General features: G+C 71.1%; 17 protein-coding genes and 1 pseudogene. 10 read left to right on the forward strand and 8 right to left on the reverse strand.

Going from position 1 to position 13,324, the window contains the following annotated elements; translation table 11 throughout:
* Position 1: 1 nt before the first annotated feature.
* From AOA12_RS16725 to AOA12_RS16745, 5 genes and pseudogenes are all read right to left on the reverse strand, one after another.
* Positions 2–763 carry a cytochrome c biogenesis CcdA family protein gene (locus AOA12_RS16725; RefSeq protein ID WP_054685339.1) on the reverse strand — a complete coding sequence of 254 codons (762 nt, stop codon included), beginning with the start codon at positions 761–763 and terminating at the stop codon, positions 2–4.
* On the reverse strand, positions 760–1,419 hold the full coding sequence (locus tag AOA12_RS16730) for a TlpA family protein disulfide reductase (protein ID WP_231637108.1): 660 nt from the start codon (positions 1,417–1,419) through the stop codon (positions 760–762). Before AOA12_RS16730 ends, AOA12_RS16725 begins: the two co-directional genes overlap by 4 nt.
* Complete coding sequence (locus AOA12_RS16735; RefSeq protein WP_054685344.1) at positions 1,416–2,060, reverse strand: histidine phosphatase family protein; 645 nt, start codon at positions 2,058–2,060, stop codon at positions 1,416–1,418. Before AOA12_RS16735 ends, AOA12_RS16730 begins: the two co-directional genes overlap by 4 nt.
* A 210-nt stretch (positions 2,061–2,270) precedes the next feature.
* A pseudogene (locus AOA12_RS16740) lies at positions 2,271–2,891 on the reverse strand (DedA family protein); the annotation flags it as partial.
* Positions 2,892–2,964: 73 nt separating this feature from the next.
* A complete protein-coding gene (locus AOA12_RS16745; RefSeq protein WP_231637109.1) occupies positions 2,965–3,966 on the reverse strand; it encodes a DMT family transporter in 1,002 nt (333 codons plus the stop codon).
* A gap of 113 nt (positions 3,967–4,079) precedes the next feature.
* On the opposite strand from AOA12_RS16745, the gene aspS reads away from it, so the two are divergent.
* From aspS to AOA12_RS16795, 10 genes are all read left to right on the forward strand, one after another.
* Positions 4,080–5,420, forward strand: coding sequence for an aspartate--tRNA(Asn) ligase (gene aspS, locus AOA12_RS16750; RefSeq protein ID WP_054687146.1), 1,341 nt, complete (start codon positions 4,080–4,082; stop codon positions 5,418–5,420).
* 73 nt (positions 5,421–5,493) lie between these two features.
* Positions 5,494–6,279 (forward strand): tyrosine-protein phosphatase, encoded by a 786-nt coding sequence (locus AOA12_RS16755; RefSeq protein WP_054685347.1) that lies wholly within the window; start codon positions 5,494–5,496, stop codon positions 6,277–6,279.
* A gap of 90 nt (positions 6,280–6,369) precedes the next feature.
* Positions 6,370–6,717: a hypothetical protein gene (locus AOA12_RS16760; protein ID WP_156366553.1), complete on the forward strand. Its 348-nt coding sequence runs from the start codon at positions 6,370–6,372 to the stop codon at positions 6,715–6,717.
* Between the two features lie 163 nt (positions 6,718–6,880).
* The gene (locus AOA12_RS16765; RefSeq protein WP_156366554.1) at positions 6,881–7,399 is read left to right on the forward strand and encodes a hypothetical protein; all 519 of its coding nucleotides are present in this window, start codon (positions 6,881–6,883) and stop codon (positions 7,397–7,399) included.
* Positions 7,400–7,570: 171 nt separating this feature from the next.
* Positions 7,571–8,089, forward strand: a complete 519-nt coding sequence (locus AOA12_RS16770) for a hypothetical protein (RefSeq protein ID WP_156366555.1) — start codon at positions 7,571–7,573, stop codon at positions 8,087–8,089.
* A gap of 132 nt (positions 8,090–8,221) precedes the next feature.
* A complete protein-coding gene (locus AOA12_RS16775; RefSeq protein ID WP_054685357.1) occupies positions 8,222–8,404 on the forward strand; it encodes a YegP family protein in 183 nt (60 codons plus the stop codon).
* Between the two features lie 141 nt (positions 8,405–8,545).
* Positions 8,546–9,655 (forward strand): ABC transporter substrate-binding protein, encoded by a 1,110-nt coding sequence (locus AOA12_RS16780; RefSeq protein ID WP_054685359.1) that lies wholly within the window; start codon positions 8,546–8,548, stop codon positions 9,653–9,655.
* Positions 9,634–10,581: an ABC transporter permease gene (locus AOA12_RS16785; protein ID WP_054685364.1), complete on the forward strand. Its 948-nt coding sequence runs from the start codon at positions 9,634–9,636 to the stop codon at positions 10,579–10,581. Before AOA12_RS16780 ends, AOA12_RS16785 begins: the two co-directional genes overlap by 22 nt.
* Positions 10,578–11,384 (forward strand): ABC transporter permease, encoded by an 807-nt coding sequence (locus AOA12_RS16790; protein WP_054685366.1) that lies wholly within the window; start codon positions 10,578–10,580, stop codon positions 11,382–11,384. Before AOA12_RS16785 ends, AOA12_RS16790 begins: the two co-directional genes overlap by 4 nt.
* Positions 11,381–12,472: an ABC transporter ATP-binding protein gene (locus AOA12_RS16795; protein ID WP_054685368.1), complete on the forward strand. Its 1,092-nt coding sequence runs from the start codon at positions 11,381–11,383 to the stop codon at positions 12,470–12,472. Before AOA12_RS16790 ends, AOA12_RS16795 begins: the two co-directional genes overlap by 4 nt.
* 21 nt (positions 12,473–12,493) lie before the next feature.
* On the opposite strand, the gene AOA12_RS16800 is transcribed toward AOA12_RS16795, so the two are convergent.
* The 3 genes from AOA12_RS16800 to AOA12_RS22715 form a co-directional block, all read right to left on the reverse strand.
* Entirely contained in the window at positions 12,494–12,796 is a 303-nt protein-coding gene (locus tag AOA12_RS16800; RefSeq protein ID WP_054685369.1) for a Dabb family protein, read from the reverse strand.
* A gap of 45 nt (positions 12,797–12,841) precedes the next feature.
* Positions 12,842–13,102 (reverse strand): glutaredoxin family protein, encoded by a 261-nt coding sequence (locus AOA12_RS16805; protein WP_054685370.1) that lies wholly within the window; start codon positions 13,100–13,102, stop codon positions 12,842–12,844.
* A 110-nt stretch (positions 13,103–13,212) separates the two neighbouring features.
* Positions 13,213–13,311 (reverse strand): 30S ribosomal protein bS22, encoded by a 99-nt coding sequence (locus AOA12_RS22715; protein WP_003792170.1) that lies wholly within the window; start codon positions 13,309–13,311, stop codon positions 13,213–13,215.
* Positions 13,312–13,324 lie beyond the last annotated feature (13 nt).

The following is a 13,324-nucleotide window of genomic DNA, read 5'->3' on the forward strand; positions in this document are numbered from 1 at the left end:
GTCAGAGGGGGAGCTCGACACCGGCGATCACCCCCGTGAGCCGCGACATGAGCGTGCCCCACAGGCCGGTGGCCATGAGCACGCCGAGCGCGATCAGCAGCACGCCGCCGACGACGTTGATGACGCGCACGTGCCGGCGGAAGAACGCGAGCGAGCGCGACGCCCAGCCGAAGCCGAGCGCGATGAGCACGAAGGGGATGCCGAGGCCCAGCGAGTAGGCGACGGTGAGCAGCACGGCGCGGCCGACGTCGGCCTGCGCGTAGGCGATCGTGAGGATCGCGGTGTAGGTGGGGCCGATGCACGGCGCCCAGCCGATGCCCATCGCGACGCCGAGCAGCGGCGCCCCGACGAGCCCGAGGCCCGAGCGCACCTGCGGCTTGAGGGTGCGCTGCGCGAAGCCGAACACGCCGATGAAGACCAGGCCGAGGGCGATCACGACGACGCCGAGCACGCGCGTGATGACGTCCTGGTACTGCGTGAGCACGCGGCCGAGCGTGCCGACGAGCACGCCCATCGCGACGAACACGACCGTGAACCCCGCGATGAACAGCAGCACGCCGCCGAGCAGCCGCGCGCGGCCCGACGAGCCGCCGTCCGCGCCCCCGGCTGACGGCCGCTGACCCACCGCTCCCCCGAGGAACCCGAGGTATCCCGGAACGAGCGGCAGCACGCATGGCGACAGGAAGGAGATGAGACCCGCGAGGATCGCGACGGGCACGGCGAGCCACAGCGCTCCGTCGAGCACGACGGGGTTGGGGTTCACGACGGCTCCGCGATGAGGTCCTGCACGACCGTGCGCAGGCTGTAGTCCTCGCGCACGGCGCCCAGATAGCGGGCGGCGACACGGCCCTGCTTGTCGAGCACGAGCGTGGTGGGCGCCGCGTTGACCTGCGTCCAGGTGATGAAGGAGAGCTTGAGCTCGGCGTCCTTCACCATGAGCAGCGACGGGTACTCGATGCCGAACTCGGTCTCGAACGCGCGCGCCTGCTCGGGCCCGTCGTAGATGTTGACGCCGAGGAAGGCGGCGTCGGGCGACGTCTCCTCGTGGACCTGGCGCAGGATGGGCGCCTCGGTGCGGCACGGTGCGCAGCCCGCGAACCAGAAGTTGAGCACGAGCACCTGGCCCTCGTAGTCGGCGCTGCTGATCGTCTCGCCGTCGATGCCCGTGCCGGTGAACGCGACGGGCTCGCCCCGGTCGGCGGCCGCGATCTCCTGGAAGGTGCCGTCGCCCGCGACGAACCCCTTGTCGTTCGTCTCGGTGTACGCGCCCGCGATGCCGTCGTCGGCCGAGCACGCGCTGAGCGTGACGGCGAGCGCCAGCGCGGCGACGGATGCCAGAACGCGGGCGGCCCGAGAGGTCCTGCGCCGCGCGGTCATGGGCCTCGGCGTCGTGGGCCGCGGGGTCGTGGGCACGGTCACACCGCCCCCACGTCGATCGCGCCCGAGGTCGCGGCCGGCTCGGCGTAGGCGACCTCGCGCCAGCGGCCGCCGCCCGCGCCGCCGTCCTCGAGCACGAAGCTCGTGACGCTCGACAGCGCGCAGCGGCGCTTGCGGGGGTCGTGCCGCAGCGGCTCGCCCGCGACGGCGAGGTGCGTGATCCAGATCGGCAGCTGGTGCGACACGATCACCACGTCGCCGCCCGGGGCGGCGTTCCAGGCGTCGCGCATGGCGGCGTCCATCCGTGCGACGACCTGCGCGTACGGCTCGCCCCAGCTGGGGCGCGACGGGGCGCGCAGGTGCCACCAGTTGAGGGGGTTGCGCAGGGCGCGGCTCATGCGCCGGCCCTCGAACACGTTGGTCGGCTCGATGACGCGCTCGTCGATGCGGGGCTCGAGGCCGAAGAGCTCGGTGAACGGCTCGGCCGACTCGCGGGTGCGCTGCAGCGGCGAGGCGACGAGCGTCGTGACGGGGCGGTCGAGGCCGCGCACGTGCTCGGCGGCGGCGCGCGCCATGCCGCGGCCCGCGTCGCTCAGCCGGTAGTGCGGCAGTCGCCCGTACAGCACGCGCTCGGGGTTGTGGACCTCCCCGTGGCGCACGAGATGGAGGCGATCGGCGGGCACCCGACCATCCTATGTGTGCGTCGTTATGGATGAGCCGGGAGCGCTCGCGTCCGCCGCGACCCCGTCCGTCGCGGCCTCCGCCGCGGGCTCGGCCTGCTGCTCGGCCAGCTGCTCGGCCGGGGACGTGGATGCCGGCTCCGCCGCCTCTGCCGGGCCCGGGACGCCGCCCGGTCGAGCGCCCTTCCTCGCCGCCTTCGCGGCCCACAGCCCCCGCACGCGCGCGATCACGAACCACGCGACGGCGGCGCCCGCGACGACGATGACGATGTACTGCAGGACGTCGGTGTACTGCTCGACGACGGGCCACGCCTCGCCGAGGAAGAAGCCCGCGAGCACGAACACGGTGTTCCACACGAGCGATCCGATGCCCGTGAGCAGCGTGAACCGCCAGAGCGGCATGCGCGTGATGCCGGCGGGGATCGAGATGAGGCTGCGGAAGATCGGAATCATCCGGCCGAAGAGCACGGCCTTGCCGCCGTGCTTGGCGAACCAGGCGACCGTGCGGTCGATGTCCTCCGGATGCAGCAGCGGCACGCGCGCGGCGATAGCGCGCAGGCGGTCGAGACCGAGCAGGGCGCCGAGGCCGTAGAGCAGCAGGGCGCCGACGATCGATCCCGCGGTGGTCCACGCGATCGCCTCGACGAGCGTGAACGATCCGCGCGACGCGGCGAGGCCCGCCATCGGCAGGATCACCTCGCTCGGCAGCGGCGGGAAGATGTTCTCCAGCGCGATCGCGAGGGCCGCGCCGGGAGCGCCGATGACGTCCATCAGGCCCACCGACCACTCGGCCAGCATGCCCAGCCAGGAGCCGTCGTTCGTCGTGTCGCTCATCGGGTGTCTCCAGGGGTCGGGGAGGGCGCTCGGTGATCGCCGCGACCAGGGTGCGGACACGACGTGTCCCACCTTACGAGACGTTCCTTGCGGATTCCCTGGGTGCCGCGTCGGATCCGCCGGCCCGGCTGCGCCAGCGCGCGCGGGCCGACCGGAACCTCGCGAGCACCGGGTCGAACCGTCGCTGCACGAGCATGACGCTCAGCACGACGACGACCGCGCCGGCCGGCTCGTGCCATCCGAGACGCTCGTTCAGGAGCACGGCGCCGAGCACCACCCCCACGAGCGGCGTCAGATAGGTCACGGTCGCCGCGGCGAGCGAGCCCCACGCGACGATCACGCGCGTGTTCCACACGTAGGCGAGCCCGGTGCCGAGCACGCCGAGGGCGAGCAGGCTCAGCACGGGCACCGCGTCGAGGACCACCGGCGTCACCGCGACGAACGGCACGAGCACGACGGCGATCCCGGCCGCGGCCACCAGCTGCACGGAGGCGACGGCGAGCGGGTCGTGCCGGTGCCTGCCGGTGACGAAGCGCTGCATCCAGGCGAAGGCGAGGCCGTACGACGCCGTCGCGGCGAGGCAGGCGGCCTGGGCGGGCAACGAGGAGAGGAACACCGGGTCGGTGACCACGCGCCACACGCCCATGGTCAGCGCCACGCCGGCGACGCCGAGAGCGACGCCGAGTGCCTGCCACGCCGTGAGCCGCGCGCCGCGCACGGCGACGGTCGTCGCGATCGCGGTCCAGATGGGTGTCGTCGCGTTGAGGATCGCGCTCAGCCCGGACGGGAGGAACATCCCCGCCCACGCGAACAGCAGGAAGGGCACGACGCACAGCAGGCCGGCGACGACGGTCAGATGCGCCCAGAGCCGGCGTTCCCGCGGCCAGGCCCGCCGGGTCACGAGCATCAGCGCCGTCAGGGTCGCCGCACCGATGAGGATGCGCCCGAGAGCCACCTGCGCGGGCGTGAAGGCCCCCAGCGCGACCTTCATCAGCAGGAAGCTGGAGCCCCAGACGAGCGCCAGCGCCAGGTAGGCGGCGAGCGTCGCCGCGTGCCGGTCGTTCGTCGTGGGCATGCCCGCCATCCTGCCGTCCGCCCCTGGCACGATGCTGGCGGGAATCGGCCATCGTGCCGCGGCCCACGGGCTCGGGAGGCACCGGCATCCGCCCCCGCGTAAGCTTGACCCTCGTGAGTGAACGCGTTCTCGTCAAGCAACTGCAGGCCCGCGAAGACGGCCCCGTCTCGGTATCGGGATGGGTCGAGACCGTCCGCGATCAGAAGAAGGTGCAGTTCGTCATCCTGCGCGACGAGAGCGGCGCCGTGCAGCTCGTCAACCCGGCGACGCGGCCCGACCCCGACGGCGCGGAGCAGGACGTGGCAGCACTCGCGCTCACCGACACGATCTCGAACCTCGCGACGGGCACCTTCCTCACCGTGACGGGCGAGCTCAAGCACGACGAGCGCGTCAAGCTCGGCGGCGTGGAGATCAGGATCGGCGCGCTCGACATCGCCGCCGCGGCGCTGCCGGAGACGCCCATCGCAGCCGACAGCAGCCTCGACAAGCGCATGGACTGGCGCTTCCTCGACCTGCGCCAGCGCCGCAACAACCTGGTCTTCCGGGTGCAGACGACGCTCGAGCACGCGATGCGCACGTACTGGATCGAGCGCGACTACATCGAGATCCACTCCCCCAAGCTCATGGCCTCGGCGTCGGAGTCGAACGCCGAGCTGTTCGAGGTGCCCTACTTCGAGGAGAAGACGGCCTACCTCGCGCAGAGCCCGCAGTTCTTCAAGCAGATGGCCCAGTCGGCCGGCTTCGGCAAGATCTTCGAGATCGGCGACGTCTACCGCGCCGACCCGAGCTTCACCTCGCGCCACGCCACCGAGTTCACGTCGATCGACGCGGAGATCAGCTGGATCGACTCGCACGAGGACGTCGCGGCCATGCAGGAGGAGCTGCTGCAGACCGCGATCCAGGCGGTCAAGGACAAGCACGGCGACGAGATCGCGGAGCTCTTCGACATCGACGTCGTCGTGCCCGCCCTCCCGTTCCCGCGCATCCCGCTCGCGGAGGCCCGTGAGATCGTGAAGGCGCGCGGCTACGAGATCCCCCGCACCGACGGCGACCTCGACCCCGAGGGCGAGCGCCAGATCTCCGCGCACGTGCGGGAGACCTACGGTCACGAGTTCGTGTTCATCACCGACTACCACCCCGAGATCCGCGCGTTCTACCACATGCGCGACCCGGAGACGGGGCTCACGAAGTCGTACGACCTGCTCTACAAGGGCGTCGAGATCACGACGGGCGCGCAGCGCGAGCACCGCGTCGACGTGCTCGAGGCGCAGGCGCGCGAGAAGGGCCTCGACCCGGAGCACCTCGGCTTCTACCTCGACTTCTTCCGGTACGGCGCCCCGCCGCACGGCGGCTTCGGCATGGGCCTCGCGCGCGTGCTCATGCTGCTGCTGGGCGAGTCGTCGATCCGCGAGGTGACCTACCTGTTCCGCGGGCCGACGCGCCTCGCGCCCTGAGCCCGCGCCCCGCCGGGGACCCCGCGACGCCGACCGCCACAGCCTGAACCACACCACCGACGGGACGGATGCCATGATCGACGGCCTCGTGAACTTTCGCGACACGGGCGGCACGCCGCTCGCCTCCGGCGGCGTGACGCGCCACGGCGTGCTCTTCCGCTCCGAGGCGCTCGGCCGGGCGACGCCCGCGGGCCTGCAGGCGTTCGCCGAGAGCCCCATCGGCGTGGTCGTCGACTTCCGTACCGACCGCGAGCGCGCGCACACGCCCGACCTGCTGCCCGACACGCGGGCGTTCCGGATCGTCGAGCTCTCGCTGCTCGAGGGCGCCGTGAGCGAGCTCGCGAAGGATGCCGTGGGCGCCGCCGGCCCCGACGTCAGCCGCGACGCCGCGGCGATCCTGCTCGAGCGCCTGCCCGCCCTCGGCGAGCTGTACGTCGCGATGCTGTCGCACGCCGCCGAGTCGTTCGCGCACGTCGCGCGCCTGGTCGCCGCGAGCCGCGACGAGGAGCCCTCGGCCGTGCTCGTGCACTGCACCGCGGGCAAAGACCGCACGGGCATCGCGACGGCGCTGCTGCTCGACGCCGTCGGCGCGACCCGCGAGGCGATCGTCGCCGACTACACCGCGAGCGGGCGCAACCTCGCCGGGCCGTGGGCCGACGCCGTGCTCGCCTCGATCGAGCGTCACAACATGCCGGTCACGCCGCGGCTGCGCGAGCTGGCGACCGAGACGCCCGCCGAGGCGATCGAGCACGCCCTCGCGTGGGTCGAGTCGCAGCACGACTCGGTCGCGGGATACCTGCGCTCGGGCGGCCTCTCCGACGCCGAGCTGACGACGCTGCGGTCGCGGCTCGCGGGCTGAGCGCACCCGCCCCCGCCGCCGGCGACTTTGACGACCTTCGAAGAAGTGCTATAAAAGAGGCCACATATTGTTGATTCGGGGGGATCATTCATGGCTTCCAAGAGCACGAGCACCACAGGAGTTCAGCACGGCCGCGGCCGGCGAGCGTCCGGGCGAATCGCGGCGGCAGTGCTGTCGCTCGGCATCGTCGTCGCCAGCGCTCCGGCAGTTCATGCGGGGGTGATGTACAACGTCGGCTCCTGGTGGGGCGAGGCGTACGCCTCCGGATACTCCAACACGGGCGCCGACGGATTCCTGCAAGGGCACGCACGGCTGGGTGACAAGGTCGACTGGGGGAAGTACTCCAAGGTCGAGACGAGAGCATACGTGTCGGGCTTCAACTTCTCGCACCAGGCGATCCTCTACAGGAACGGCGCGATCTACGCACGTGCCCAGTGAGTCCCGCCGCTCGGCTCACAGCCACGCTCGGGTCGGTGATCCCGTGATCGGCGGGAGGCGGTCGCGGTGGTTCTGCGGACTTGCGGCCGTCTCGTCGCTGATGCTCCTGACGGGATGCGGCTCACCGGGCACGGGGCCACGGGAGGGCAAGATCGCGAGCTCGATGGGCGCTCTCATCGAAGAGGCACTGTCGGGTGAGATGTCGGACTGGGATCGCGCCGTCCTGGAGCGGGCGCGGGAAACCGGGCAGATCAGTCATGCCGACTATCTGGAAGGGGTCGGACTGTACGAGGACTGCATGGCGGCGGCGGGCATTCCGCTGGTACGGACCGACCACCCCAACGGTCTCGTCGAGCTCCAGCCCGGCGCCGTGCCCGCCGGCGACGACGGAGACGAGCAGCTCCTGCGAACGAACCACGAGTGCATGTCGGAGACGTACGGCACCACGCAGGATCTGTACGGCTTTCAGCGCGGGAACCCGGACTTGCTGCGCGATTCGGCCGAGGTCGTCGTCCGGTGTCTCGCCGACGCCGGGGTCATCGACGATCAGTTCGACCGCGACGATTTCCAAGCCCGCGTCCTCGACGACTTCTCGCCCGAGAGGCTGCCGTTCGACATCATGGACGCGCAGGTTCAGAGCTGCTTGTACGGGGCGGGGATGTCATTCCTGGTCGTAGAATAGCCGGCGCCGTCACTCGCGGGTCGCCGGCGCCGTGCTCGGGTCGGTGATCCCGTGATCGGCGGGAGGCGGTCACGGTGGTTCTGCGCACTTGCGGCCGTCTCGTCGCTGATGCTCCTGACGGGATGCGGCTCACCGGGCACGGGGCCACGGGAGGGCAAGATCGCGAGCTCGATGGGCGCCCTCATCGAGCAGACGCTGTCCGATGAGATGTCGGACTGGGACCGTGCCGTCCTGGAGCGGGCGCGGGAAACCGGGCAGATCAGTCATGCCGACTATCTGGAAGGGGTCGGGCTGTACGAGGACTGCATGTCAGTGGCCGGCATCCCACTGGTACGGACAGACCACCCCAACGGTCTCGTCGAGCTCCAGCCCGGTGCTGCGCCTGCCGATGAAGAAGGGCTCGATATACTCATGCGCACCAATCACGAGTGCATGTCGGACACGTACGGCGCGATTCAAGAGCTGTACCGCTATCAGCAGGGCAACCCTGACCTGCTGCGCGACTCGTCCGAGGTCGTCGTCCGGTGTCTCGCCGACGCCGGGGTCATCGACGACCGCTTCGATCGCGACGACTTCCAAGCCCAGGTGCTCGACGACTTCACACCCGAGAGGCTGCCGTTCGACATCATGGACCCCCAGGTTCAGAGCTGCTTGCACGTGGCGGGGATCGCCTTCCTTGTCGACGAATGATGACGCACCCGCTCACACGGTCGTCGGTGCCGATCTCGATTCCGCGCACACTGGCGCCTCGGCGGCCGCGGGCGCTAGCGTGAGCGCAGAGCACCGGCACGGACGCCGGTGGATGCATGGGAGGGCCACATCATGGCGGGAAAGTTCGAGCTCTGGGTCGACAAGGGCGGCGACTGGCGTTTCAACCTCAAGGCGACCAACGGCCAGGTGATCGCCACCAGCCAGGGCTACTCCTCGAAGGCGAGCGCCCTGAACGGCATCCAGTCAGTCAAGAACAACGCCCCCAACGCCGAGGTCGTCGAGATCGAGAAGTGATCGGGAGATAACGGTCACCGGAGCGTCGCCGCTCGTTCATCGGCGGCGCTCCGGCCGTTCGTCCGGGGTCAATAGGGTCTCGTCTCGTCCCGGGTGCGCGCGTCTCACGCGTGCGCATCCCCGTGCATCGAGAGGAACCCCATGTCCCGCTTCTCCCCGCGCCGCGCAGGCCTGGTCGCGCTGACGGCGGCCGTCGCGCTCGCCCTCACGGCGTGCGGCTCGTCGGCCGACACGGATGCCGCGACCGCGACGAGCCTCGCCGACATCGGCACGTTCGAAGACCTGGAGGCCGCGGCGAAGGCCGAGGGCCGGCTCAACGTCATCGCGCTGCCGCGGGACTGGGCCAACTACGGCGAGATCATCGACCTGTTCAAGAGCCGCTACCCGGAGATCACGGTCGAGGAGCAGTCGCCCGATGTCTCCAGCGCCGAGGAGATCCAGGCCGCGAAGACCAACGAGGGCCTCGACACCGCCCCCGACGTGTTCGACCTGGGCCTGGCCGTCGCGCTCGCGAACACCGACCAGTTCGCACCGTACAAGGTGCAGACGTGGGACGACATCCCCGACGCGCTCAAGGAGCCCAGCGGCCTGTTCGTGGGCGACTACGGCGGGTACATGTCGGTCGGCTACGACTCGGCGAAGGTCCCCGCGCCGACGAGCCTCGACGACCTGCTCGGCGCCGACTACAAGGCCTCGGTCGCGCTCAACGGCGACCCCACGCAGGCCGGTGCCGCGTTCGCGGGCGTGGGCCTGGCGACCGTGCAGAGCGGCGGCACGCTCGACGACTTCACCCCCGGCATCGACTTCTTCGCCGCGCTCAACGCCGCGGGCAACTTCCTGAAGGTGGATGCCACGACCGCGACGGTCACCAGCGGCGAGACCCCGGTCGTCTTCAACTGGGACTACCTCAACGCGACGCACGTGAACGACGTGCCGACGTGGGAGGTCGTCGTGTTCCCCGGCACCGGATACGCCGGCTACTACAACCAGGCGATCAACAAGGACGCCCCGCACCCTGCCGCGGCACGTCTGTGGCAGGAGTTCCTCTACAGCGACGAGGTGCAGAACCTCTGGCTGAAGGGCGGCGCCCGCCCCGTGCGCATGGCCGCGATGGTCGAGGCCGGCACGATCGACGCCACGCTCGCGGCCGCTCTGCCGGAGGCGCCGGCCGACACCGTGGTGCCGACTGAGGAGCAGTCCACCGCCGCGGGCACCCTGCTCGGGGAGAAATGGGCCGCGGCGATCCAGTGACCACCGTCACCCCCACGGCCGCACACGATGCGGCCACCTCGTCCGCCGGGCCGGAGACCACCTCTCCGGCCCGGCGGACGGCCGCGCTTCTGCCGTGGCTCGGCCTCCTGCCGTTCGCCGTCTTCGCGGCGCTCTTCCTGCTGCTGCCCACGCTGCTGGCGGTGGGGTCCGGCTTCGTCGACGGCGACGGCGCGCTGACGTTCCACAACATCGCGGCCCTCGCCGACCCGGTGATCCTGCTGACGTTCTGGAACACGGTGTGGGTCTCGGCGCTCACCGCGATCATCGGCGCCCTCGTCGGGGCGCTCGTCTGCTACGCCATGCTCGGCCTGCGCGAAGACGGCGCGACGCGCCGGACGGTGGATGCCGCCTCCGGCGTGCTCGCCCAGTTCGGCGGCGTCATGCTCGCGTTCGCCTTCATCGCGACGATCGGCAACCAGGGCGTCGTGACCGTGCTGCTGCGCGAGACGATCGGCTTCGACCTGTACGCCGACGGCCCCTGGATCTACGACCTGCCCGGTCTGATCATGCCCTACGTCTACTTCCAGGTGCCGCTCATGGTCATCACCTTCATGCCGGCCCTCGCGGCGCTCAAGCCGCAGTGGGCGGAGGCGAACCTCACGCTCGGCGGCACGCGCGGCTCGTTCTGGGCGCACGTCGGGTTCCCCGTGCTCGCGCCGTCGTTCGCCGCGTGCCTCCTCCTCCTGTTCGCCAACGCGTTCTCCTCCTACGCGACGGCCGCGGCACTCGTCAGCCAGGGCGCGCCGATCGTGCCGCTGCAGATCCGCGCGGCGCTGACGAGCGAGACGGTGCTGGGCCGTGAGAACCTCGCGGGAGCGCTCGCGCTCGGCATGATCGTCGTCGTGGCGATCGTGATGTGGGGGTACTCGGCGATCCAGAAGCGCACGGCGAGGTGGCAGCGATGATCGCCCCCTCGCGCGCCACGCGCACCGTCATCGGACTCGTCGTCGGCATCCTGTTCGCCATCCCGCTGGCGAGCACCCTGCTCTACACCCTCCGCGACGGCGAGGGGTTCTCCGCCAAGAACTGGGCCGGCATGTTCGACCCCGCCCGTGCCTCGACGTTCAGCCCGATCTGGACGGGACTGGCCAACTCGCTCGTCCTCGCGGTCGTCACGGTCGCGATCGTGCTGCTGCTGGTCGCGCCCACGATCATCCTCGTGAACCTGCGGTTCCCGCGCCTCAAGCCCGCGTTCGAGTTCGTCGCGCTGCTGCCCATCTCGATCCCCGCGATCGTGCTCGTCGTGGGCCTCGCGCCGATCTACCTGCAGATCGGGCGCAGCCTGGGCACGGGCGCCTGGACGCTCGCGTTCGCCTACGGCGTCACGGTGCTGCCCTTCGCCTACCGCGCGATCCAGGCGTCCGTCGACGCCGTCGACATGCGCACGCTCGCCGAGGCGGCGCGCTCGCTCGGGTCGGGCTGGCCCACCGTCGTCGTGCGCGTGCTCGCGCCGAACCTGCGCCAGGGGCTGCTCGCGGCGTCTCTCATCTCCGTGGCCGTCGTGCTCGGCGAGTTCACGATCGCGTCCCTCCTGAACCGCCAGGTGCTGCAGACCGCGATCGTCGTCGTCAGCAAGCAGGACGCCTATGCGCCCGCGATGATCACGCTGCTCGCCCTCGCGTTCTGCTTCCTCCTGCTCCTCATCATCGGCGGCGCGGGCCGCATCGGCGCCGCCGGTGGCGGCCGCGTCGGAAAGGCGTCCAGATGACCTCCTCCAGCCCCCTCCCCCGCACCGCCGACAACGTCCTGCTCGCCGCGGCGGGCGAGGGCACGCGCGTGGAGTTCCGCGGCATCGTGAAGGACTACGGGACGACGCGGGTGCTGCACGGCATCGACCTCGACATCGCGCCCGGCGAGTTCGTGTCGCTGCTCGGCCCCTCGGGCTGCGGCAAGACCACGCTGCTGCGGGTGCTCGCCGGCCTCGAGCTCGCGACCGAGGGGCACGTGCGCCTGGGTGGCAGCGACGTGTCACGCGTGCCGACGAACCGACGCGACATCGGCATGGTGTTCCAGTCGTACTCGCTCTTCCCGCACCTGCGCGTCGAGGCCAACGTCGCCTTCGGGCTGCGCCGACGGCGCGTCGCGAAGGCGCCGGCCGCCGCGCGCGCCCGCGACGCCCTCGACCTCGTGGGGCTCGGCCACCTGGGCGACCGCTTTCCGCACCAGCTCTCCGGCGGCCAGCAGCAGCGCGTCGCGCTCGCCCGCGCCCTCGTCACCGAGCCGCGCGTGCTGCTGCTCGACGAGCCGCTCTCCGCGCTCGACGCGAAGGTGCGGGTGCAGCTGCGCGACGAGATCCGCCGCATCCAGCTGCGCCTGGGCATCACGACGGTCTTCGTGACGCACGACCAGGAGGAGGCGCTCGCCGTCTCCGACCGCATCGCCGTGATGGACGCCGGGCGCATCGACCAGATCGGCTCGCCGGAAGACCTCTACCTCCGGCCGACGACCGCGACGGTCGCCGCCTTCGTGGGACTCTCCAGCCCCGTCGAGGGGGTCGTGCAGGGCGGCACGGTGCTCGTGTGGGGCCAGCGCCTCCCCGTGCTCGGCGAGGCGCTCCCCGGCGCGGTGCACGCCCTCATCCGCCCGGAGAACGTGCGATTCGTCGCGGAGGGCGAGGGCATCGCGGCATCCGTCGAGGAGAGCACGTTCCTCGGCAGCATCCGCCGCACACTCGTGCGCACCGACGACGGCACGATGCTGCGCGTGCAGCACGGCGCGAACGAGCGCGTCGACTACCAGCAGCGCGTCTGGGTCGCGGTCGCGCCCGAGCCGGTCGCCGTGCGTCCGTTCGCCTGAGCGCGGCGCGGGCGCGGCGCCTCAGACCTCGAAGTCGACCGCGGAACGCTCGCTCATCACACTGCGCACGTAGGCGATGACCTCCTTGTGCGCGGGGTGCACCTGATACTCCTCGAGGCCCTGCAGGTCGTCGAAGTCGACGATCAGGCCCACGTCGGCGTTGACGTCGGGGAACGCGGAGTTGACGCCGACCGACAGCGAGCGGATGGTCGGCACGACGCCGTCGAGCGCCTGGATCCGCCGCGCGACCTCGGCGGCGTGCTCGGCACGCGTCTCGGCATCGGGGGCGGCCATCTTCAGGGTGAGGACGTGGCGGATGGTCATGGGCTCTCCTTCGGGCTCACGGGGGGCTGGGGTCAGGGGGCGGGGTCAGGGCGTCGTGACGGATGCCGCGAGGGCTGCCCGCAGGCGATCCGCAGCCACGCGCCAGTGCGCGTGCAGCTCGTCGTCGATGAGCACGACGGGGATCTTCTCCCACCAGCGCTCGTAGAGCGCCGGATCGTCGAGGATCGACAGCTCGCGCACCTCCACGGCGTCCTCGTCGAGCTCCGCGACGACGGCATCGACGATCTCGCGGGCGACGTCGCAGAGGTGGCAGTCGGGCTTGGAGATGAGGGTCAGCGTCGTCACCCCTCCATCCTGGCATCCGGCCGCACCGGATGCGGCCGCGGGCACGGCCGACCACCGGGAAACACGAAGCGCCCGTCCTCGGGACAGGCGCTCGGTGTGCGTGCCGCAGCTTACTTCTTGTTGCGGCGCTGGTGGCGAGTCTTGCGAAGCAGCTTGCGGTGCTTCTTCTTCGCCATGCGCTTGCGGCGCTTCTTGATGACAGAACCCACGGAAAACCTCACT

Source organism: Microbacterium sp. No. 7 (genome assembly GCF_001314225.1).
Classification (GTDB): Bacteria; Actinomycetota; Actinomycetes; order Actinomycetales; family Microbacteriaceae; genus Microbacterium.

What these genes read in the sequence shown, in the direction of transcription:
- AOA12_RS16745 (WP_231637109.1), bottom strand. Translation starts at nt 3,966, where the DNA reads ATGCCCACGACGAACGACCGGCACGCGGCGACGCTCGCCGCCTACCTG.
- AOA12_RS16760 (WP_156366553.1), top strand. Translation starts at nt 6,370, where the DNA reads ATGGCTTCCAAGAGCACGAGCACCACAGGAGTTCAGCACGGCCGCGGC.
- AOA12_RS16765 (WP_156366554.1), top strand. Translation starts at nt 6,881, where the DNA reads ATGGGCGCTCTCATCGAAGAGGCACTGTCGGGTGAGATGTCGGACTGG.
- AOA12_RS16770 (WP_156366555.1), top strand. Translation starts at nt 7,571, where the DNA reads ATGGGCGCCCTCATCGAGCAGACGCTGTCCGATGAGATGTCGGACTGG.
- AOA12_RS16800 (WP_054685369.1), bottom strand. Translation starts at nt 12,796, where the DNA reads ATGACCATCCGCCACGTCCTCACCCTGAAGATGGCCGCCCCCGATGCC.
- AOA12_RS16785 (WP_054685364.1), top strand. Translation starts at nt 9,634, where the DNA reads ATGGGCCGCGGCGATCCAGTGACCACCGTCACCCCCACGGCCGCACAC.
- AOA12_RS16790 (WP_054685366.1), top strand. Translation starts at nt 10,578, where the DNA reads ATGATCGCCCCCTCGCGCGCCACGCGCACCGTCATCGGACTCGTCGTC.
- AOA12_RS16795 (WP_054685368.1), top strand. Translation starts at nt 11,381, where the DNA reads ATGACCTCCTCCAGCCCCCTCCCCCGCACCGCCGACAACGTCCTGCTC.
- AOA12_RS16755 (WP_054685347.1), top strand. Translation starts at nt 5,494, where the DNA reads ATGATCGACGGCCTCGTGAACTTTCGCGACACGGGCGGCACGCCGCTC.
- AOA12_RS16780 (WP_054685359.1), top strand. Translation starts at nt 8,546, where the DNA reads ATGTCCCGCTTCTCCCCGCGCCGCGCAGGCCTGGTCGCGCTGACGGCG.
- AOA12_RS16775 (WP_054685357.1), top strand. Translation starts at nt 8,222, where the DNA reads ATGGCGGGAAAGTTCGAGCTCTGGGTCGACAAGGGCGGCGACTGGCGT.